General features: G+C 74.4%; 16 protein-coding genes and 1 pseudogene. 14 read left to right on the top strand and 3 right to left on the bottom strand.

The genetic code is table 11. The annotated features are described in order from the left end of the window. Positions 1-14 precede the first annotated feature (14 nt). Positions 15-881, top strand: a complete 867-nt coding sequence (locus SMD11_RS25745; protein WP_087928705.1) for an ABC transporter ATP-binding protein — start codon at positions 15-17, stop codon at positions 879-881. Here the strand turns inward: SMD11_RS25745 and SMD11_RS25750 are convergent. After that, a complete protein-coding gene (locus SMD11_RS25750) occupies positions 829-1176 on the bottom strand; it encodes a sterol-binding protein (protein ID WP_087928706.1) in 348 nt (115 codons plus the stop codon). The genes SMD11_RS25745 and SMD11_RS25750 overlap by 53 nt on opposite strands. 68 nt (positions 1177-1244) lie before the next feature. On the opposite strand from SMD11_RS25750, the gene SMD11_RS25755 reads away from it, so the two are divergent. The 5 genes and pseudogenes from SMD11_RS25755 (at position 1245) to SMD11_RS25775 (ending at position 6818) form a co-directional block, all read left to right on the top strand. After that, positions 1245-1586 carry a hypothetical protein gene (locus SMD11_RS25755; protein ID WP_087928707.1) on the top strand — a complete coding sequence of 114 codons (342 nt, stop codon included), beginning with the start codon at positions 1245-1247 and terminating at the stop codon, positions 1584-1586. Positions 1587-1599: 13 nt separating this feature from the next. After that, on the top strand, positions 1600-2415 hold the full coding sequence (locus SMD11_RS25760; protein WP_087928708.1) for a TlyA family RNA methyltransferase: 816 nt from the start codon (positions 1600-1602) through the stop codon (positions 2413-2415). A 56-nt stretch (positions 2416-2471) separates the two neighbouring features. Next, positions 2472-3392: an NAD kinase gene (locus tag SMD11_RS25765; protein WP_087928709.1), complete on the top strand. Its 921-nt coding sequence runs from the start codon at positions 2472-2474 to the stop codon at positions 3390-3392. A gap of 291 nt (positions 3393-3683) precedes the next feature. Then, positions 3684-5443 (top strand): annotated as a pseudogene (gene recN, locus SMD11_RS25770) (DNA repair protein RecN). Positions 5444-5699: 256 nt separating this feature from the next. Then, the gene (locus SMD11_RS25775; protein ID WP_087928710.1) at positions 5700-6818 is read left to right on the top strand and encodes a glycosyltransferase family 4 protein; all 1119 of its coding nucleotides are present in this window, start codon (positions 5700-5702) and stop codon (positions 6816-6818) included. Positions 6819-7231: 413 nt separating this feature from the next. Here SMD11_RS25775 and SMD11_RS25780 read toward each other — a convergent pair whose 3' ends face one another. Next, complete coding sequence (locus tag SMD11_RS25780; RefSeq protein ID WP_087928711.1) at positions 7232-8836, bottom strand: PucR family transcriptional regulator; 1605 nt, start codon at positions 8834-8836, stop codon at positions 7232-7234. Between the two features lie 104 nt (positions 8837-8940). On the opposite strand from SMD11_RS25780, the gene SMD11_RS25785 reads away from it, so the two are divergent. Then, positions 8941-10110 (top strand): MFS transporter, encoded by a 1170-nt coding sequence (locus tag SMD11_RS25785; RefSeq protein ID WP_199843952.1) that lies wholly within the window; start codon positions 8941-8943, stop codon positions 10108-10110. Next, on the top strand, positions 10062-10253 hold the full coding sequence (locus tag SMD11_RS35985; protein WP_199843953.1) for a hypothetical protein: 192 nt from the start codon (positions 10062-10064) through the stop codon (positions 10251-10253). Before SMD11_RS25785 ends, SMD11_RS35985 begins: the two co-directional genes overlap by 49 nt. On the opposite strand, the gene SMD11_RS25790 is transcribed toward SMD11_RS35985, so the two are convergent. Beyond that, positions 10250-12052: a glycoside hydrolase family 15 protein gene (locus SMD11_RS25790; protein ID WP_199843954.1), complete on the bottom strand. Its 1803-nt coding sequence runs from the start codon at positions 12050-12052 to the stop codon at positions 10250-10252. The two genes, SMD11_RS35985 and SMD11_RS25790, sit on opposite strands and share 4 nt — an antisense overlap. A gap of 514 nt (positions 12053-12566) precedes the next feature. Between SMD11_RS25790 and SMD11_RS25795 the strand changes: the two genes are divergently transcribed. The 6 genes from SMD11_RS25795 (at position 12567) to SMD11_RS25820 (ending at position 20890) form a co-directional block, all read left to right on the top strand. Then, positions 12567-14216, top strand: coding sequence for a CTP synthase (locus SMD11_RS25795; RefSeq protein ID WP_248288255.1), 1650 nt, complete (start codon positions 12567-12569; stop codon positions 14214-14216). Positions 14217-14295: 79 nt separating this feature from the next. Next, entirely contained in the window at positions 14296-14922 is a 627-nt protein-coding gene (locus SMD11_RS25800; protein WP_087928713.1) for an NUDIX domain-containing protein, read from the top strand. A gap of 159 nt (positions 14923-15081) precedes the next feature. Then, a complete protein-coding gene (locus SMD11_RS25805; RefSeq protein WP_418952482.1) occupies positions 15082-17262 on the top strand; it encodes a tetratricopeptide repeat protein in 2181 nt (726 codons plus the stop codon). A gap of 508 nt (positions 17263-17770) precedes the next feature. Continuing rightward, positions 17771-18886, top strand: coding sequence for an alanine dehydrogenase (ald, locus tag SMD11_RS25810; RefSeq protein WP_087930736.1), 1116 nt, complete (start codon positions 17771-17773; stop codon positions 18884-18886). Positions 18887-19217: 331 nt separating this feature from the next. Next, positions 19218-20363 carry a ParA family protein gene (locus SMD11_RS25815; RefSeq protein ID WP_087928714.1) on the top strand — a complete coding sequence of 382 codons (1146 nt, stop codon included), beginning with the start codon at positions 19218-19220 and terminating at the stop codon, positions 20361-20363. Next, a complete protein-coding gene (locus SMD11_RS25820; RefSeq protein WP_087928715.1) occupies positions 20348-20890 on the top strand; it encodes a hypothetical protein in 543 nt (180 codons plus the stop codon). The genes SMD11_RS25815 and SMD11_RS25820 overlap by 16 nt, the downstream gene beginning before the upstream one ends. Positions 20891-20901 lie beyond the last annotated feature (11 nt).

Here is a 20901-nt window from a genome sequence, read left to right on the forward strand (position 1 = left end):
AAGGAGACATCACCGTGAGCCGACTGACGGCCGATTCCGTCACCCTCGCCTACGACCAGCGCGTCATCGCCGAGAACCTCTCGGTCGCCGTGCCCGACAACTCCTTCACGGTGATCATCGGCCCCAACGCCTGCGGCAAGTCCACCCTGCTGCGGGCCCTGTCCCGGATGCTCAAGCCGGCCACCGGGTCCGTCCTCCTCGACGGCGCCGCCATCGACGGCTACCCCGCCAAGCAGGTCGCCCGCACCCTCGGCCTGCTCCCGCAGTCCTCCATCGCGCCGGACGGCATCACCGTCGCCGACCTGGTCGCCCGGGGCCGCTACCCGCACCAGGGGCTGCTGCGCCAGTGGTCGCGCGAGGACGAGCGGATCGTCCAGGAGTCGATGGAGGCCACCGGCGTCGGCGCGCTCGGCGACCGGCACGTCGACGAGCTCTCCGGCGGGCAGCGGCAGCGGGTCTGGATCGCCATGGCCCTCGCCCAGCAGACCCCGCTGCTGCTCCTGGACGAGCCGACCACCTACCTCGACATCCAGCACCAGATCGAGGTCCTCGACCTCTGCGCCGACCTGCACGAGACCCAGGGCCGCACCCTCGTCGCCGTCCTCCACGACCTCAACCACGCCGCGCGCTACGCCACCCACCTCATCGCGATGCGCGACGGCCGGGTGGTGGCCGAGGGGGCGCCGGGCGAGATCGTCACCGCCGGGCTCGTCGAGGAGGTGTTCGGGCTGCGCTGCCAGGTCATCGACGACCCCGAGACGGGCACGCCGCTGGTCGTCCCGGCCGCCCGGGAGCGCCGCGGAGCCGTGGCCTCCGCCGCTACGGCGGCTACAGCAGCTTCCTCAGGCGCAGCACGTCCCGCAGGCTCGCCTGCACCCTGACCCGGCCGGCGGCCCAGGCCCTCGCGAAGTTCAGCCGGCCGTCCACCAGCGCCACCAGGTCGTCGCCCGTCATCGTCAGGGCGATCTCCGAGCGCCGCTCGGGGGTGCCCGGGACGGTCCGTACGTCCTGGATGTGGCCGCCCGCGAGGTGGCCCACGAAGGTCACGTCGAGGTCGGCGAGGTGACAGCTGAGCGAGCGGTCGGGCGCGGCGGCGTCGCGGAGGTCACCGCTCGCCCCCGCGAGGTTCTCCGCCAGCCGGTCGAGTGCGTCTCGGCACTCCTCGATGGTCGCCATTGGGAGGGACGCTACCCCAGGCGATCGCGTACGCCGCACAGGCGCCGTTCCGGGGTAGCGTCGGAGTCATGAGCGAAGCGATGAGCGGTGTGCCGGACGAGCCGCCGGGCGAGGCGGCGCGGGAGCCGGCGGACGGCCTCGCGGGCGGGCCGCTGGACGAACCGGCCGACGGGGCCCCGTCGCCCGCCGGACCGCGGCCGCTCGGCGTCGACCGCGCGCCCACCGGCGACCCCGCCGTGGACGCCCAGCTGCGCCGGCTGGCCGACGCCGACCACCTCGCCGCGAGCGGCCACCTGGAGGTGTACGAGGATGTACACCGGGGCCTGCGCGACGCGCTCACCGCGCTCGACCGGCACCCGGGACCACCCGCGCCGTCCGGCGCCCCCGCCTCGTACGACAACAGGAGCTGAACCACCCGTGGCAGTGACCCGCCCGCGCCGCAGCCGACTCGACGCCGAGCTGGTGCGCCGGAAACTCGCCCGCTCCCGCGAGCACGCGAGCCAGCTGATCGCCGCGGGCCGGGTGACCGTCGGCGGCGCCGTCGCGACCAAGGCCGCCACCCAGGTGGAGATCAGCGCCGCCGTCGTGGTCACCCAGGACGAGAACGACCCCGACTACGTCTCCCGCGGCGGCCACAAGCTCGCGGGCGCCCTCGCCGCCTTCGTCCCGAAGGGACTGAAGGTCGAGGGCCGCCGGGCGCTGGACGCCGGCGCCTCCACCGGCGGCTTCACCGACGTACTGCTGCGCGCGGGCGCCGCCCACGTCGTCGCCGTGGACGTCGGCTACGGACAGCTCGCCTGGTCGCTCCAGAGTGACGACCGGGTCACCGTGAAGGACCGTACGAACGTCCGCGAGTTGACGCTCGACCAGATCGACGACCGGCCCGCCGACATCGTCGTCGGCGACCTGTCCTTCATCCCGCTCGGCCTCGTGCTGCCCGCCCTGGTGCGCTGCGCCGCGCCCGACGCGGACCTGGTCCTCATGGTCAAGCCGCAGTTCGAGGTGGGCAAGGAGCGGCTCGGCACCGGCGGTGTGGTGCGCAGCACCCAGCTGCGGGCCGAGGCCGTCCGCACCGTCGCCGGGCAGGCGGCCGCCCTCGGCCTCGGTGTGCTGGGTGTGACGGCGAGCCCGCTGCCCGGGCCCTCGGGCAACGTCGAGTACTTTCTGTGGCTGCGCGCCGGAGCGCCTGAACTGGACCCGGCGGACGTTGACCGTGCAGTGGCGGAGGGGCCCCGTTGACCACTTCAGAAGCAGCATCCGAGACAGCAGCAGCACAGGTACGGAACGAGGCGGGAGTGGCGGGGGAGGCCACCGAGGCCGGCCGCACCGTCTTCCTGCTCGCACACACCGGCCGCCCGGCGGCCATCCGCAGCGCCGAACTCGTCGTCCAGGGACTGCTGCGCTGCGGCATCGGGGTGCGGGTCCTGGCCGAGGAGGCCGCGGACCTGCCGCTGCCGCCCTCGGCGCAGCTGGTCGAGGCCGGACCGGGCAGACCGGACGTCCTGGAGGGCTGCGAGCTGCTGATCGTGCTCGGCGGTGACGGCACCCTGCTGCGCGGCGCGGAGTTCGCGCGGCGCTCCGGGGTGCCGATGCTGGGCGTCAACCTCGGCCGGGTCGGCTTCCTCGCCGAGGCCGAGCGGGACGACCTGGACAAGGTCGTGGACCGGGTGGTGACCCGTGCCTACGAGGTCGAGGAGCGGATGACGCTCGACGTCCTCGTCCGGACCGACGGGCACGTGGTGCACACCGACTGGGCGCTGAACGAGGCGTCCGTGGAGAAGGCGGCGCGGGAGCGGCTGCTGGAGGTCGTCACGGAGGTCGACGGGCGGCCGGTGTCCCGGTTCGGCGGCGACGGCGTCGTCTGCGCGACCCCGACCGGCTCCACGGCCTACGCCTTCTCGGCGGGCGGCCCGGTGGTCTGGCCGGAGGTGGAGGCGCTGCTGATGGTCCCCATCAGCGCGCACGCGCTCTTCGCCAAGCCGCTGGTGACGGCCCCGGACTCGGTCCTCGCGGTCGAGGTGCAGCCGCAGACCCCCAACGGCGTCCTGTGGTGCGACGGCCGCCGCACGGTGGAGCTGCCGGCGGGGGCCCGGGTGGAGGTACGGCGGGGCGCGGTGCCGGTGCGGCTGGCGCGGCTGCACCACGCGTCCTTCACGGACCGGCTGGTGGCGAAGTTCGCGCTGCCGGTCGCGGGCTGGCGGGGCGCGCCGCACTAGGGCGGTGCCGGACGGGTCTCCTTCCCCTGCCCGCCCCTTCCGGAATGTCCTCGATCGCCGGACGGGCCGGATTTCGGCCTCCTCCGGTGAAGGCCGGTGAAGTCCGGGGTAGGAGTGGAAGGCCGGGTGAAGGATCCGCCGGACGCGCCCGGTCCCGTACCCGCCGTGTCCGGCCTGCCCGTCCTCGTCCCGGTTCGCGGTAGGCCCGGGGGCCTCACCCGGAACGGTGGTGAGGCGCCCTTCGGGGCGACCGGGAGGGGGAGCCGTCGCGAGGCGGCCCCGGAACCTCGTATGGTCGTATCCGTGTTGGAGGAGATGCGGATCCGGTCCTTGGGCGTCATTGATGACGCGGTGGTCGAGCTGTCGCCTGGTTTCACCGCGGTCACGGGTGAGACCGGCGCGGGCAAGACCATGGTCGTCACCAGCCTCGGGCTGCTGCTCGGCGGGCGCGCCGACCCCGCGCTGGTGCGCATCGGCGCCAAGTCCGCGGTGGTCGAGGGGCGGATCGCCGTCGACCGCCGGTCACCCGTGGCCGTACGGGCCGAGGAGGCCGGCGCCGAGCTCGACGACGGCACGCTGCTCATCAGCCGCACCCTCTCCGCGGAGGGCCGCTCCCGCGCCCACCTGGGCGGCCGGAGCGTGCCCGTGGGGCTGCTCGCCGAGCTGGCCGACGACCTGGTGGCGGTGCACGGGCAGACGGACCAGCAGGGCCTGCTGCGCCCGGCCCGGCAGCGCCAGGCGCTCGACCGGTACGCGGGTGACGCGGTGTCCGTGCCGCTCGCCAAGTACGCCGGTGCCTACCGGCGGCTGAGAGCCGTCGCCGCCGAGCTGACGGAGCTGACCACCCGGGCCCGCGAGCGGGCGCAGGAGGCGGACCTGCTGCGCTTCGGGCTGGACGAGGTGGCGGCCGTCGAGCCGCTGCCCGGTGAGGACGCCGAGCTGGCCGCGGAGGCCTCGCGGCTGGGTCACGCGGAGGCGCTGGCCTCCGCCGCGTCCGCCGCGCACGCGGCCCTGGCCGGGAACCCCGAGGATCCGGAGGGCATCGACGCGGCCACGCTGGTGGCGGGCGCGCAGCGCGCGGTGGAGGCCGTGCGCTCCCACGACCCGGAGCTCGCCGCGCTCGCGGACCGGATCGGTGAGATCGGCATCCTGCTGTCCGACGTGGCCGGCGAGCTCGCGGGCTACACCTCCGGCCTCGACGCGGACCCCTGCGGCTCGCGGCCGTGGAGGAACGGCGGGCGGCGCTGACCCACCTGACGCGCAAGTACGGGGCGGACATCGCGGGCGTCCTCGCCTGGGCCGAGGAGAGCGCCGCGCGCCTGGGCGCCCTGGAAGGCGACGACGACCGCATCGAGGAGCTGACCGCGGAGCGGGACGCGCTCCGGGCCGAACTGGGCGGGCTGGCACAGGCGCTGAGCGACGCGCGGGCGGAGGCGGCGGAGCGCTTCGCCGGGGCGGTCACGGCCGAGCTCGCGGAGCTGGCCATGCCGCACGCGCGGGTCACCTTCGCCATCCGGCAGACCGAGGTGGCGGACGCGGAGAACGGCGTCGAGGTCGGCGGCCGGGCCGTGGCGTACGGCCCGCACGGCGTGGACGAGGTCGAGCTCTACCTCACCCCGCACCCCGGGGCGCAGCCGCGGCCCATCGCCAAGGGCGCGTCCGGCGGTGAGCTCTCGCGCGTCATGCTCGCCGTGGAGGTCGTCTTCGCGGGCTCCGACCCCGTGCCGACGTACCTCTTCGACGAGGTCGACGCCGGCGTCGGCGGCAAGGCGGCCGTCGAGGTCGGCCGCCGCCTGGCCCGGCTCGCCCGCACCGCCCAGGTCGTGGTCGTCACCCACCTCCCGCAGGTCGCCGCCTTCGCCGACCGCCACTTGGTCGTGGAGAAGACCCATGAGGGCTCGGTGACCCGCAGCGGTGTCAAGGCCATGGAGGGCGAGGACCGCGTCCGCGAGCTCTCCCGCATGCTGGCCGGCCAGGAGGACTCCCAGCTTGCCAGGGCCCACGCGGAGGAACTCCTGGCGGCGGCGCGGGGGCCGCTGGCGCGGGGCTGAGCGGCGGCCGCGGCGGCCGCCGCCCGGCCGGCCGGAGGGTCGCCCGGGAGACCGGCCGGAGACCTGGGCGCGGTGGTGGCCGACCGTTGAGAGGGACGCCGAGAATCACCTATGTGAGTGAATCCGCGGATACGTGGGCGAGGTAAGGCGGCCAACCCGCGAGACGGTGGTGCCGGGATGTCGGTGCCTGCTGGCATCCTGGGCGCGGTTCCCCCGCCGCCCTCCCCGCCCCCGCCGGAACGGAGCGTCCACCCGCGTGAGCAGCACACCCGTACCGCCGCACGGGCGCCCGCCCCTGCATGCCGTGCAAGTGCTGGGCGGTGGGGGCGCGGGCAGCGGGGCGCACGTGCGGTCGCTGGCCGCCGGGCTGGTGGCGCGGGGACTGCGGGTCACGGTGTGCGCGCCCCGGGGCACGGGGGAGGGGTACGGCTTCGCCGGATCCGGAGCCGCCTTCTCGCCGCTGGGGACCACCACCGACGCCCAGGCCGTCGCCGGGATCCGGGCCGCGAGCACCGGAGCCGACGTCGTGCACGCCCACGGGCTGCGGTCCGCGGTGCTCGCGGCGCTGGCGCTGCGCGGACGCCGCACGCCCCTCGTCGTCACCTGGCACACCAAGGTCCGCGCGGCGGGCGCGCGGGCCCAGTTCGTACGGCTGATGGAGCGGCGGGCCGCGCGGGCCGCCGCGGTCGTCCTCGGCGTGACCGCCGACCTCGTCGACCGGGCCCGGCAGCGGGGCGCCCGCGACGCCCGGCTCGCCCCGGTCGCCGTGCCCCCGCCCCGCCTCACGCCCGACGACGACGAGCTGCGCCGCCACAAGGCCCGCGCCGAACTCGGCGCCGTCGCCCGGCCGCTGCTGGTCACCGTCGGCCGGCTCGACCCCGACCGGGGTCACGGCCCGCTCCTCGACGCCGCCCGCGACTGGCGCGAACTCGACCCCGAGCCGCTGCTCATCGTCGCCGGCGAGGGCCGCGAGCGGCCGGAGCTCCAGCGCCGGATCGAGACGGAGGAACTGCCCGTACGGCTCGTCGGCCGCCGCGACGACGTGCCCGAGCTGCTGGCCACGGCCGACGTCGCGATCCTCTCCAGCCGCTGGGAGGCCCGCTCGGTCCTCGCCCAGGAGGCCCTGCACGCGGGCGTCCCGCTGGTCGCGACGGCCGTCGGCGGCGTCCCGGACCTGGTCGGCGACGCGGCCGAACTCGTCCCCTACGGCGACGCCGCCGCGCTCTCCGCCGCGGTGACGCGGCTGCTCGGCGACCCGGACCGGCGGGCGGCGCTGGTGACGGCCGGGTTCGCGCAGGCGGCGACGTGGCCTTCGGAGGACGACACGGTGGCTCATGTGCTGAGCGTCTACGACGAATTGGCCGCGGGCCGGTAGTGCGGGCGGGGGTTTTCGGGGGTTTTCCCCTGCCCGCCCCTTCCCGATACCTGGGGCTGCGCCCCTGGGCCCCCGGTTGCGCCGTGGGCCCCGCGCGGCGGAGGTGGGGAGGGACTTTTCCCCTACCCGCCCCTTCCCGATACCTGGGGCTGCGCCCCTGGGCCCCCGGTTGCGCCGTGGGCCCCGCGCGGCGGAGGTGGGGAGGGACTTTTCCCCTACCCGCCCCTTCCCGATACCAGGGGCCGCGCCCCTGGCCCCCCGGGCGTGCCGTGGGCGGTGGCCTCGGCCTGCCGGGTGGGAGGGTCTCCGCTCGGGCCGGAGCGCCTGCGCGGAAGGGGAGTGCGCGGGCTCGCCTCCTGGCCGCACCTTCCCCGCATCCGGGGCTGCGCCCCGTGCCCCCGGCACACCCCCTCTCACCCCACATGCCTCCGCGCCCGCAGCGCCAGCCCCACCGACAGGACCACCTGCGGGTCCTCCAGGTCCGTCCCCAGCAGCCGCGAGATCCTTGCCAGCCGGTCGTACAGCGTCTGCCGGTTGAGGTGGAGGTCGCGCGCGGTCTCCGCCTTGCGGCCCGCGTGGGCCAGGTAGGACTCCAGGGTCGGCAGCAGCGGTGGGCGGGACGCCTCGTCGTGGGTGAGGAGCGGGCCGAGGACCCGGTCCACGAACGCCGCCAGGTCGCCCTGCGCGCGCAGCCGCCACAGCAGGACGTCCACGTCGAGCCGCCGCACGTCGTGCCAGGGCCGGTCCGGCAGGCCCTGGGCCGCCGTCGCCGCCTCCGCGGCGTGGCGCAGTCCCGCGCCCGCCGCCGTCCACGCGGTGGCCGCCCCGGCCACCACCACCGGGCGCCGCACACCCACCCGCTCCGCGCCCGCCCGCAGCGCTCCGGCCACCCGCCCGGCGACCGGGGACCGCTCGGCCTCCTCCCGCAGCCCGACCAGCAGCGGTATCCGGCCCTCCGGCAGCCGTACGCCCAGCAGTACCGGCACCCCCACCGCCGTCAGCTCCTCCTGCACCGCGGACGTCAGCGCGGCCCAGCTGTCCACCGGCACCTCACCCGTGGCCGGCCGCATCACCATCGGCAGCAGCGGCCCGGAACCGGGCCGGAAGCCCAGGACGCGGGCCTGCGCGGGGGCCTCCGCCGGATCGACGCGGCCTTCGGCGAGGTCGCAGAGGAAGTCGCCGCGGCCGCGCGCCGCCAGCTCCTCCTCCTGGCGGGCCTGGAGCAGCACCACCGCCAGCAGCCCGGCGGTCCGCTCCGCCGCGATCCGGTGCACGGGCGCCAGCGGGGCGTTCACCGGCAGCACGGTCAGCCGCGTCCGTACGGCGCAGGGGCCCGGACCGCTGCCGCCGGGCAGGTCGGTGGTCAGGGCCCCGGCCAGCGAGGCGCCCCGCAGCCCGTCCCACACCTGCAAGGGGCCGGCCGCGCCCGGCGGCCCGGCGGGCCCGGCCGCGTACAGCAGCCGTCCCTCCGGCGTGCCCAGGAAGACCGGGTTGCCGGTGAACTCCGCGAACAGCCGCAGCACCTCCGGCGCCCCGCCGCCGCCCAGCAGCACCTCCGTGCACCGCCGGTGCACCTCGTCGACCCGCCGCAGCAGGGCGTAGTGCTCGTTGACCAGCTCGGTGTGGATCTCCTCGGTCACCGCGACGAACGGCACCTCCCGGTGCAGCTGCACCAGCGGCAGCCCGTACGCGCGCGCCGTGTCCACCACCGCGGCCGGCAGCGTCGCGAACCGCGCGCCCAGCTCCACCACCAGCGCCGCGATGCCCCGCTCCGCCAGCCCGCGGACGAAGCCGCGCTGCTCGGCCGGGCGGCTGCCCAGCCCCAGTCCGGTGGTCAGCAGCAGCTCGCCGCCCTTGAGCAGGGTGGCGATGTGGGGCGACTCGCCGGCGTGCACCCAGCGCACCGGCCGGTCCAGCAGGCCGCCGCCGGCCACCACCTCCGGCAGCCCCTTGCGCAGGGCGGGCAGTCCGAGGGCCCGCTCCACGGTGATCGTCCCTTGCGGGCCTTGCGGTTCCATGGTCGGGAACGCTACTCGGACCGTCTCCGGCGGACCACCGTGCGCCTTCGCCCGGCCGTCCACGCGCCCTTTACAGCGGCCCGCGCGCCCCTACCGTGTCCCGCATGGCCGCCGCCCCGGACACCCCGGACCCCGCTCAGCCTCCTCACTTACGCCCGCGCACACCCTGCCCGGCGCCCCCGGCCGCGGACGGCCGGGCCGCTCTGCACCGGCGCACCGTCCGGGTCCTGATGTCCGCCCAGGTCGTGGCCGGCGTCGGGATGGGCTCGATGATCTCCTCGGGCGGCCTGCTCCTGGAGCACCTCAGCCGCTCCCGGGCCGCCGCCGGCCTCGCCACCACCGTGCTCACCCTGGGCGCCGCCCTGCTGGCGGTGCCGCTGGCCGTGCTGTCCCGGGCCCGCGGGCGGCGGGCCGGGATCGGCACCGGCTGGCTGATCGCCGCCGCGGGCGCCCTCGCCGTCCTGGTGGGGGCCCGCCTCGGCTCGGTCCCCGGCACCCTCCTCGGCATGTTCCTCATCGGCTCCGGCACCGCGGCGAATTTGCAGTCGCGCTACGCCGCCACCGATCTCGCCGAGCCCGGCGGCCGGGCCCGCGCGCTCTCCCTCGTCGTCTGGTCGACCACCGCGGGAAGCGTCCTCGGCCCCAATCTCAGCGGCCCCGGCGCCGCCGTCGCGCGCGTCCTCGGGCTCCCGGACACGGCGGGCACGTTCGTCTTCTCACTGGTGGCCTTCCTCGCCGGATGGGCCGTCATCCGCGCCCGGCTCGGTCCGGATCCGCTCCTGTCGGGCTCCCGTGACACCCCCGACACCCGTCGTTCACAGCCCCGTTTCCGTACCCGAACGGGCGGAGCCCTTCGTCATGTGGCGTCGTCACCCTCCGCGCTCATCGGGCTGGCCTCGCTGGTCCTCGGGCACGCCGCGATGGTGGCGGTGATGACGATGACGCCGCCGCACCTCGCCCACCACGGCGCTTCACTGAGCGTGGTCGGTCTCGCCGTCAGCCTGCACATCACCGGTATGTACGCGCTGTCACCTCTGGTCGGCCGGATGACGGATCGTTTCGGCCGGATACCCGTGATCCTGCTCGGTCAGGGGTGTACGTGGTGGCCACGCTGCTCGCGGGCACGGCGGGGGCCCGCCGGTGGGCGATCACCGGCGGGCTGTTCCTGCTCGGTCTGGCCTGGTCGTGCGCCACGGTCGCGGGCTCCACGCTGCTCAGCGAATCCGTGGACGCCACGCACCGGGCCGAGGTCCAGGGGCTCTCCGACACCCTGACCAATCTGGTGGGGGCGGCGGGCGGGGCGCTCTCCGGCGGCCTGGTCGCCCTCTCCGGCTACGGCGGCCTCAACGCCGCCGCAGCCGTGCTCGTCCTCCCCGTCAGCGCCTGCGCGCTGTACGCCGCGCTCCGGCGCGGCTAGCCGCCGAAGGCGCTCGACGCGGTGAGCCGCAGCGCGGTGTCGATCAGCGGGACGTGGCTGAACGCCTGGGGGAAGTTGCCGACCTGCCGCTGGAGGCGGGGGTCCCATTCCTCGGCGAGGAGCCCGAGGTCGTTGCGGAGGGCCAGCAGCCGTTCGAACAGCTGGCGGGCCTCGTCGACCCGGCCGATCATGGCCAGGTCGTCGGCGAGCCAGAAGGAGCAGGCCAGGAAGGCGCCTTCGTCCCCCTCCAGTCCGTCCACGCCGGCCTCGTCACCGGCGGTGGGGTAGCGCAGGACGAAGCCGTCCGGTGTGGAGAGCTCGCGCTGGATGGCCTCGATGGTGCCGATGACGCGCTTGTCGTCGGGCGGCAGGAAGCCCATCTGCGGGATGAGCAGCAGCGAGGCGTCCAGTTCCTTGGAGCCGTAGGACTGCGTGAAGGTGTTGCGCTCCTTGTCGTAGCCCTTCTCGCAGACGTCGCGGTGGATGTCGTCGCGCAGCTCGCGCCAGCGCTCCAGCGGTCCGTCCACGTCGCCGGACTCGATCAGCTTGATGGTGCGGTCGACGGCGACCCAGGCCATCACCTTGGAGTGCACGAAGTGGCGGCGCGGGCCGCGCACCTCCCAGATGCCCTCGTCCGGCTCGTTCCAGTGGTCCTCCAGATAGCCGATGAGCCGCAGCTGGAGCAGGGAGGCGTAGTCGTTGCGGGCGAGCCCGGTCATGTGCGCGAGGTGCAGCGCCTCGGTGACCTCGCCGTAGACGTCGAGCTGGAGCTGGTCGGCCGCGCCGTTGCCGATCCGCACCGGGGCGGAGTTCTCGTAGCCGGGCAGCCAGGACAGCTCGGCCTCGCCCAGTTCCCGTTCGCCGGCGATGCCGTACATGATCTGGAGGTTCTCGGGGTCGCCGGCGACCGCGCGCAGCAGCCATTCGCGCCAGGCGCGGGCCTCCTCGCGGTAGCCGGTGCGCAGCAGCGAGGAGAGGGTGATGGCGGCGTCGCGGAGCCAGGTGAAGCGGTAGTCCCAGTTGCGGGAGCCGCCGATGTCCTCGGGCAGGGAGGTGGTGGGGGCCGCGACGATCCCGCCGGTCGGCGCGTAGGTGAGCGCCTTGAGCGTGATCAGGGAGCGGACGACGGCGTCCCGGTAGGGGCCGTGGTACGTACAGTGCTCGACCCACTCGCGCCAGAAGTCCTCGGTGGCCTCCAGCGAGCCCTCGGGGTCGGGCAGGGCGGGCGCCTCGCGGTGCGAGGGCTGCCAGCTGATGGTGAACGCGATCCGCTCACCGGGCGAGACGGTGAAGTCGGAGTAGGTGGTGAGGTCCTTGCCGAAGGTCTCCGCGGTGGTGTCCAGCCACACCGAGTCGGGGCCGGCCACGGCCACCGTGCGGTCGCCCACCTTGTGCACCCACGGCACGACGCGCCCGTAGGAGAAGCGCATCCGCAGGGCGGAGCGCATCGGCACCCGGCCGCTGACCCCTTCCACGATGCGGATCAGCTGGGGCGCGCCGTCGCGCGGCGGCATGAAGTCGATCACCCGCACGGTGCCGCGCGGGGTGTCCCATTCGGATTCGAGCACGAGGGAGTCCCCCCGGTACCGGCGCCGGTCGGCGTGCGGTGGCGCCGCCCCCGAGGGGTGCGCCGGGCCGATGCGCCAGAAGCCGTGTTCCTCCGTGCCGAGCAGACCGGCGAACGCGGCATGGGAATCAAAGCGGGGGAGGCACAGCCAGTCGGCCGTGCCGTCCCGGCAGACAAGGGCGGCGGTCTGCATATCGCCGATGAGTGCGTAATCCTCGATACGCCCGGCCACGTCATCTCCAGTCGAACGGCCACGTGACCCCGAAGGGTCCTTTTGCGGTCAAGCGATCTTTGACGAGCTCTTGTTCCGGAAGATGGGGGCACCTCCTGGGCTTCCCCAGCGGTAGCTGGGGGAGAGCGCTGGATAGGGGGTGCCGTGCCGGCCGGCTCGCTGCATGTGTCCGTGCAGGATACGACGCGGAGTTGGTGCGACGCGCGACAGTTGGCGGACGAATCTGAGCCGAATGGGTGGCCTGGGACGCCACCGCCGGGAGGCCCGGGCACCCGCCCCGGGGGTCGGCGGCCGACGCCTTCCGCCGGGTCCCGCCGACCCCCTCCGCGGAGCGGGACGGGGGCTCCGGAGGTGCCCGCCCCGCGTCACCGGACGCGTCCGGGCCGGGGCGCTGATACCCTGGTACCCCGTGGACCGGTGGGCGCAAGACCCCCCAACCGCAGCGACGGCACCCCCGGAGAAGACCGGGTGATCGCCGATACGCACCTCACCTCGCGACCACGGGAGCCCCCCTTTGGCCATTGCCGCAAAGCCCACGACGACCAAGCACCTCTTCGTCACGGGGGGTGTCGCCTCCTCGCTCGGCAAGGGTCTGACGGCCTCCAGCCTGGGCGCGCTGCTCAAGGCGCGGGGTCTGCGGGTCACGATGCAGAAGCTCGACCCGTACCTGAACGTCGACCCGGGCACGATGAACCCGTTCCAGCACGGTGAGGTGTTCGTCACCAACGACGGCGCCGAGACCGACCTGGACATCGGCCACTACGAGCGCTTCCTCGACGTCGACCTCGACGGGTCGGCCAACGTCACCACCGGCCAGGTCTACTCCTCCGTGATCGCCAAGGAGCGGCGCGGCGAGTACCTGGGCGACACCGTGCAGGTCATCCCGCACATCACCAACGAGATCAAGCACCGCATCCGCCGCATGGCGACCGACGACGTCGACGTCGTGATCACCGAGGTCGGCGGCACGGTCGGCGACATCGAGTCGCTGCCGTTCCTGGAGACCGTCCGCCAGGTCCGCCACGAGGTCGGCCGCGACAACGTCTTCGTCGTGCACATCTCGCTGCTGCCCTACATCGGCCCCTCCGGCGAGCTGAAGACCAAGCCCACCCAGCACTCCGTCGCCGCGCTGCGCAACATCGGCATCCAGCCCGACGCGATCGTGCTGCGCGCCGACCGCGAGGTGCCGGCCGCCATCAAGCGCAAGATCTCGCTGATGTGCGACGTCGACGAGGCCGCGGTCGTCGCCGCCATCGACGCCCCGTCGATCTACGACATCCCCAAGGTGCTGCACACCGAGGGCCTGGACGCCTACGTCGTGCGCAAGCTCGACCTGCCGTTCCGCGACGTGAACTGGACCCAGTGGGAGGACCTGCTGGACCGCGTCCACAACCCCGACCACGAGGTCACCGTCGCCCTGGTCGGCAAGTACATCGACCTGCCCGACGCCTACCTCTCGGTCACCGAGGCCATCCGCGCCGGCGGCTTCGCCAACCGCGCCAAGGTCAAGGTCAAGTGGGTCGCCTCCGACGACTGCAAGACCCCGGCCGGTGCCGAGAAGCAGCTCGGCGACGTCGACGCGATCTGCATCCCCGGCGGCTTCGGCGACCGCGGTGTCAACGGCAAGGTCGGCGCCATCACGTACGCCCGTGAGAAGAAGATCCCGCTGCTGGGCCTGTGCCTGGGTCTCCAGTGCGTGGTCATCGAGGCCGCCCGCAACCTGGCCGGCATCGAGGGCGCGAACTCCACCGAGTTCGACCCGGCCACCGCCAACCCGGTGATCTCCACCATGGCCGAGCAGCTGGACATCGTCGCCGGCGAGGGCGACATGGGCGGCACCATGCGACTGGGCATGTACCCGGCGAAGCTCGCCGAGGGCTCCATCGTCCGCGAGGTCTACGACGACCAGCCGTACGTCGAGGAGCGCCACCGTCACCGCTACGAGGTGAACAACTCCTACCGCGCGGAGCTCGAGAAGGCCGGCCTGGTCTTCTCCGGCACCTCCCCGGACAACAAGCTGGTGGAGTACGTCGAGTACCCGCGCGAGGCCCACCCCTACCTGGTCGCCACCCAGGCGCACCCGGAGCTGCGCTCCCGCCCGACCCGCCCGCACCCGCTCTTCGCGGGTCTGGTCAAGGCGGCCGTCAAGCGCAAGCAGGGCTGACCTATACGGTTGCCGGGGTGAGGACCCACGCCATGACGGCGCGGGGCCTCACCCCGGTTTCCCGTTTCTGGAGGTACCCATGGGCATCAAGGACACCGCCGAGGAGTGGCAGGTCAACGCGACCGCGACGCCCTTCGTCGGCAACAAGACCAGCGTCCGCACGGACGAGGTGGTGATGCCGGACGGCTCCACCGTCACGCGTGACTACCAGGTGCACCCGGGCTCGGTCGCCGTCCTCGCCCTCGACGACCAGGGGCGCGTGCTGGTCCTCAGCCAGTACCGGCACCCGGTGCGGCAGAAGCTGTGGGAGATCCCCGCCGGGCTGCTCGACATCCCCGGTGAGAACCCGCTGCACGCCGCCCAGCGCGAGCTGTACGAGGAGGCGCACGTCAAGGCCGAGGACTGGCGGGTGCTGACCGACGTCTACACCACCCCCGGCGGCTGCGACGAGGCCGTGCGGATCTTCCTCGCCCGGGAGATCTCCGAGGTGGAGGGCGAGCGCTTCGCCGTCGAGCACGAGGAGCTCGACATGGAGCTGGACCGGGTGCCGCTGGCGGACCTGGTGCGCGGCGTCCTCGCGGGCGAGCTCCACAACAACTGCCTGGTCGTGGGCGTGCTCTCGCTCTCGGCGGTGCTGGCGGGCGACGGCCTGGACGCGCTGCGCCCGGCGGACGCCCCCTGGCCCGCCCGCCCCTTCGAGGCCTAGCCACCGCGCCGGTCGGACCGTCCGGAGAACCGAATAGGTGATCTTCGGCGGGGCCGGTCCGGATTCCGCGGGGGGTGTCGGGCGGTGAACTAGGCTCGACGCGTTCCCGACCGCGTCCGCGGCGGGCTCGAACGTGCAGTTGGGACGGGAGTGTGCCCCGTGGCGGAGCGGGCGGTGGAGACCGGCAGCAGGATCGCGGAGCCCCCGCCCGAGCGGCGGCCCGCGGCTCCTCGGACCGGTAGCCGGCAGCAGCGGCCCGGCCCGGCCGGGGTCTTCGTCGGCCGCCGCCGTGAGCTGGAGGAGCTGCGGGCGGACATCGACCGCACCGGGCTCGACACCCTGGCCGGCCGCAAGGCGCCGCGCTGCCGGGTGCTGCTCATCGCCGGACGGCCCGGTTCCGGCCGTTCCGCGCTGGCCGACCAGCTGGTCCGGCGGCTCGCCGACGACTACCCCGACGGGGTGCTGCGGGCCCGCCTGACGGGCGCCGACGGCGAGCCCGTACCCACCGAGCGCACCGCACGGGCCCTGCTCGCCGGGCTCGGCGCGCCCGTGCCCGCGGGCGCCTGCGAGGACGAGCTGACGGAGGCGCTGCGCACCGCGCTGCTCGGCCGGCGGACGCTGCTGCTCCTGGACGACGCGGCGGGCGCCGAGCAGGTCGACCCGCTGCTTCCGGACGAGTCCGGCTGCCTGGTCGTCGCCGTCTCGCGCGGCCCGCTGACCGGCGTCCCCGACGTCCGCCCGTGCACGCTGGGCGGGCTCGACACGGCCGCGGCCGTGGAGCTCCTGGAGAGATACGCGGGCCCCACCCGGATCACCTGCGACCCGGTCGCCGCGAAGGCCGTCGTGGAGGAGTGCGGCGGCCAGCCCGCCGCGCTGGTCCTGGTCGGCGGCTGGCTCGCGGCGCACCCCAAGACGACCGTCGTCGACGCCGCCAAGCGGCTGCGGGAGCTGCCGCCCGCCGACGGCCACGAGAGCGCGGGCCGGCCGCTGGCACGGGCCTTCTGGCTCGCCTACGAGGCGCTGCCGGCCGCCTCCGCCCGCATACTGCGCCTGCTGGCGCTGGCCCCGGCCGGCCCGGCGGACGCGCACACCACGTCGGCGCTGGCCGGCTGCTCGGTGGCCGCCGCCGAGAGCGCGCTGGAGGACTTCGCCGCCCGCGGCCTGCTGCGGGCCGAGCCCGCGGGGCCCTATTTGGGCCCGCAGTACTGGGTGCCGGGCTGCCTGGCGTCCATGCTGCGGGCGCTGCTGGAGACCCAGGAGCGCCCGGCGGAGGTGGAGCTGGCGCGGGCCCGGATGCTGGAGCGGACCGTGCGTCAGCTGCACTCCTGCCGGGCGAGCACCGAGACCGACGACCCGCTGACCCGCAGACGCCTCGCGGAGCTGCCCCGGCCGCTGCGCTTCCCGACCCCGCAGGCGGCCGAGGAGTGGCTGCGCGGCCGGCTGCCGGCGCTGCTGGCGGCGGCCCGGCTGGCGGTGCGGGACGGCCGGCTGGACACCCTCGCCCGGCGGCTGGTCTCCGCGCTGACCCGGGCCCTGACGGCCCATCTGGGCGCCGAGGAGGCGGGGCCGGAGCTCTACGGGCTGCACCAGCTCGTCCTCGACGTCGCGCAGCGCTGCGAGATGCCGCTGGAGAAGGCCGCGGCGCTGCTGAACCTCGGCGACCTGGACGCGCGCGCCGGACGCACCCGCACCGCACTGGGCCGCTACCGCGAGGCGCTGGACTCGGCGCGCGAGGCGTCCGACCCGTACGCCACGAGCCGTTCGCTGGAGTCCATCGCCGCCTCCCACCAGGAGCTGGGTGACTGGCAGCGGGCCGCCGACTGGTACCGGCGGGCCCTGGAGCTGCGTCTGACGAGGGGTGAGCCGGCGGACGAGGCCAGGCTGTACGGGCGGCTGGGCGCGGTGCACACCTACGCGGGGGAGTGGAGCGAGGCCCTGCGCGACTGGCGGGCCGCGGCGGCCACGTACCGGCGGCTGCGCGACCTGCCCGGCCACGCGCGGGCGCTCGGCGAGATCGCCCGGGTGCAGGAGTACGCGGGCCGTCCGCAGGAGGCGCTGCGCACCTGCCTGGAGGCCGTGGAGCAGGCGCGGCAGGCCGGTGACGTCCGGCTGGAGGCCGCGGTGCGGCTGAGGCTCGCGGACACCCTGGAGCGGCTCGGCGACCCGCCGGCGGCCGGGCTGCACCGCGGCGAGGCCGAGCGGCTGCTGGCGGCGGGCGAGGCGCCGGGTCCGGTGGGCGGCCCCGGCGCGGCCGGTGGGGCCGGGGGGGACGGGCCGGGCATATCCCCGGCGCGGGCTCCCGGGCTGCCCCGCCCGCAGCCGGGCCCCCACGGCGGCTGACGACGGGCCGGCGGCGCCCCTCCGGTGACCGCCCGCCCCTTCCCGGCCGCCGACGGCCGGGACCCCCGCTCCTCCGCCGGACCCGGAGCCTCCCCGGCCCGCCACGGGCGTTCTTCCCCGCTGCCACCCTCGCTCCCCGGCGCACGGTGGTGGCGGCCCGGAGACGGGCCCGGGCTCCTTCGCGGTGTCCCACTCCTCACTGCCCCTGGCTTCCCCTGACTGTCCGTGCCGCTCCCGGCCCGCTTGTCCGGCCCGCCTCCGGCCTCGCCGCGGCCGGTCGTGACCCGGACCCCGGCCCCGCCCGGAGGACGCGGGGCGTGAGCTCACACCCCCAGAGGGTTACCTACGAAATCAGCGGTTGATCGCTAGAAGATTGGCGCTTTGCAAGGCTAGACAGCGCGAGATCCTTCATTAGACTGGTTGAGCCGCGATCGACGCGGTCTGCTCTGGTGTGCCCCGGCATTTCCGGATTAGCCTGTCATTCTCTGATTCAAGGACCGTGATCGACGTGAAGGTCGGCATCCCCAGCGAGGTCAAGAACAACGAGTTCCGCGTGGCCATCACGCCCGCCGGCGTGCATGAGCTCGTGCGCAACGGCCACCAGGTCTTCGTGCAGCAGGGCGCCGGTGTCGGCTCCTCCATCACGGACGCCGAGTACACGGCCGCCGGCGCGAACATCCTGGAGACGGCCGACGAGGTCTGGGAGACCGCCGACCTGCTCCTGAAGGTCAAGGAGCCGATCGCGGAGGAGTACCACCGCCTCCGCAAGGGCCAGACCCTCTTCACCTACCTGCACCTGGCCGCGTCCCGCGAGTGCACCGACGCGCTGCTCCAGTCCGGCACCACCGCCATCGCGTACGAGACCGTGGAGCTCGCCAACCGCGCGCTGCCGCTGCTCGCCCCGATGTCCGAGGTCGCGGGCCGGCTGGCCCCGCAGGTCGGCGCCTACCACCTGATGCGCTCGGCCGGCGGCCGTGGCGTCCTGCCGGGCGGCGTCCCGGGCACCGCGGCCGGCAAGGCCGTCGTCATCGGCGGTGGCGTCTCCGGCTGGAACGCCGCGCAGATCGCCGTCGGCATGGGCTTCCACGTCACCCTGCTCGACCGTGACATCAACAAGCTCCGCGAGGCCGACAAGGTCTTCGGCACCAAGGTGCAGACGATCGTCTCCAACGCCTACGAGCTGGAGAAGGCCGTCGTCGAGGCCGACCTCGTCATCGGCGCCGTCCTCATCCCGGGTGCCAAGGCCCCGAAGCTCGTCACCAACGAGCTCGTCGCCAAGATGAAGCCCGGAAGTGTACTTGTCGACATTGCGATCGACCAGGGCGGCTGCTTCGAGGACTCCAAGCCGACCACCCACGCCGAGCCGACCTTCCAGGTCCACGACTCCGTGTTCTACTGCGTCGCGAACATGCCGGGCGCGGTGCCGAACACGTCCACCTACGCGCTGACCAACGCCACGCTGCCGTACATCGTGGAGCTGGCGAACCGCGGCTGGCAGGAGGCGCTGCGCCGCGACGCCGCGCTCGCCAAGGGCCTCAACACCCACGAGGGACAGGTCGTTTACGGTCCCGTCGCCGAGGCGCACGGCCTGCCGCACGTCGAACTGAGCGACCTGCTCGGCTGAGTCGTCAACACGACACGCCAAGAGCGCGCACCCGGCCGGGCCTTGCTGAGCAAGGCCCGGCCGGGCCGTTTACCGCCCGTTTCGCGGGTGTTTCGACGCCCCGCGAAACTTCCGGGTTGTGGGCCGTACACCCTTGACAGAAGGCTGTTCGATTGCCGACACATCGTGCCGTCTCCGGCGGATTGTGTTGCTGCGGACCGCCGACACGCCATAGAGTCGCCAACCGTCGGCATGGTGCAACGCTGACCTATCTAGATGTTTCCTGGTCACCAAGGAGGTAGGACGACTTGTGAATGAGTCGACATTTGCTCCCGGGGGTGGTCACCCAGGAATGTCTGCGCAGGGCCAGAGTCCCATGGGGCTCCAAGCTGTCGGCTCCGTCGCTGTCCACACCTTCGCGGCACACCAGAGCATCCAGAGCACGCAGAGAGCACAGAGCACACCGACAGCCCACCAGAGCATGGACGGCCATCACGTGAACGCCATGGCCGGCGACCGCGGCGGAGCGGATCCCGCCCGGCTCGCCGACTACGAGGACGTGCCCGAGGGGCACTTCTACGACCCTGACGCGGAGTACGAGCCCGACCCCGAGTACGCGGCCACCCTCGCGCCCGACGCTGCCCGGCAGCGCCGCGAGCGCATCGGCCCGACCGGGCGTCCCCTGCCGTACTTCCCCATCCCCGGTCCGCTGACCGACCACGGCCCCGCGAAGATCATCGCGATGTGCAACCAGAAGGGCGGGGTCGGCAAGACGACCTCGACCATCAACCTGGGTGCCGCGCTCGCGGAGTACGGGCGCCGGGTGCTGCTCGTCGACTTCGACCCGCAGGGCGCGCTCTCCGTCGGCCTCGGCGTCAACCCGATGGAGCTCGACCTGACGGTCTACAACCTGCTCATGGAGCGGGGCATGTCGGCCGACGAGGTCCTCCTGAAGACCGCCGTGCCCAACATGGACCTGCTGCCCAGCAATATCGATTTGTCAGCGGCCGAGGTCCAGCTCGTCAGCGAGGTCGCCCGCGAGTCCACCCTCCAGCGCGCCCTCAAGCCGCTGCTGGCGGACTACGACTACATCGTCATCGACTGCCAGCCGTCGCTCGGTCTGCTGACCGTCAACGCCCTGACGGCGGCTCACAAGGTGATCGTCCCCCTGGAGTGCGAGTTCTTCGCGCTGCGCGGTGTGGCACTGCTCACCGAGACGATCGAGAAGGTCCAGGAGCGGCTCAACCCCGAACTGGAGCTGGACGGCATCCTCGCCACCATGTACGACTCGCGGACCGTGCACAGCCGCGAGGTGCTGGCCCGGGTGGTCGAGGCGTTCGACGACCACGTCTACCACACGGTCATCGGCCGTACGGTCCGCTTCCCCGAGACCACGGTCGCGGGCGAGCCCATCACCACGTACGCGTCCAACTCCGTCGGCGCCGCCGCCTACCGTCAGCTCGCCAGGGAGGTGCTCGCCCGGTGTCACGCCGAGTGAGTCTGCCCGGCGCCGACGAGCTGTTCCGCACCACCGGGGGGACCGGGCTCCAGCCCTCCTCCCCCCGCCGGCAGGCGAACCCCGAGGCGGGTCCGCGGGTCCCCGGCCCGGCCGGCGAGTCCGGCTCGGCGCCGGAGACCGGCGGGACGGGCCAGGAGGGCGCCGCCGGGCCCGCAGGCAGGGGTCCGGCCGCGGCCGACCGGGACCCGGCGGCCGAGCGGCGCACGGCCGCGCAGGGCGCCGCCGGCCGGGACGCCGCCGCGCCGGCGCCCGCGCAGGGCCGCCGCCGCGGCCGGGGTGCCAACCGCCGGCCCAGCGGCCGCGAGCGCCACGACGAGAAGATCACCGTCTATGTCTCCGCCGAGGAGCTCATGGACCTCGAACACGCCCGGCTGGTGCTGCGCGGTGAGCACGGCCTCGCGGTCGACCGCGGCCGGATCGTGCGGGAGGCCGTCGCGGTCGTCCTCGCCGACCTGGAGTCCCGCGGCGACGCGAGCATCCTCGTGCGCCGCCTGCGCGGCCGCTGAGCGGCTCCGCC

Origin of the sequence: Streptomyces albireticuli, assembly GCF_002192455.1 — a bacterium.
GTDB classification, from domain to species: Bacteria; Actinomycetota; Actinomycetes; order Streptomycetales; family Streptomycetaceae; genus Streptomyces; species Streptomyces albireticuli_B.